Origin of the sequence: Gelidibacter pelagius, from assembly GCF_017581925.1 — a bacterium.
Lineage (GTDB): Bacteria > Bacteroidota > Bacteroidia > Flavobacteriales > Flavobacteriaceae > Gelidibacter > Gelidibacter pelagius.
In genome coordinates this window covers 1-600 of the sequence record NZ_JAGEVG010000070.1, presented here as the reverse complement: position 1 = coordinate 600, position 600 = coordinate 1, and the positions used below count along the sequence as shown (strand labels likewise).

Sequence of the window (600 nt, the reverse complement as noted above, 5' to 3'; positions counted from 1 at the left end):
GACTGATTGCAAACTCATTAAAAGACAAAATGTACAATAAGCTACATAAGAGCGTATGGGGAATGCCTAGGCTCTCAGAGGCGATGAAGGACGTGATAAGCTGCGAAAAGCTGCGGGGACGGGCACATACCGATTGATCCGCAGATATCCGAATGGGGCAACCCACCATATTGAAGATATGGTATCCAGCAATGGAGGCAAACCCGGAGAACTGAAACATCTAAGTACCCGGAGGAGAAGAAAACAAAAGTGATTCCGTAAGTAGTGGCGAGCGAACGCGGATTAGCCCAAACCGGCATTGTTACGGCAATGTCGGGGTTGTAGGACCACAACATTCGAAGCAGGATGAATTAGAACCCTTTGGAAAGAGGGGCCATAGACGGTGATAGCCCGGTATAGGTAAAGAATGCATAGATAGTGGTATCCTGAGTAGTGCGGGGCACGTGAAACCCTGTATGAATTTGGCGGGACCATCCGTTAAGGCTAAATACTCCTGAGAGACCGATAGTGAACCAGTACCGTGAGGGAAAGGTGAAAAGAACCCTGAATAAGGGAGTGAAAGAGAACCTGAAACCATACGCTTACAAGCGGTCGGAGCCC

Annotated in this window: 1 rRNA gene; it reads left to right on the top strand. The window is 48.7% G+C overall.

Annotated features, from left to right (window positions below):
- Window positions 1-34: 34 nt before the first annotated feature.
- Window positions 35-600 (top strand): 23S ribosomal RNA (locus tag J4051_RS18860); the annotation flags it as partial.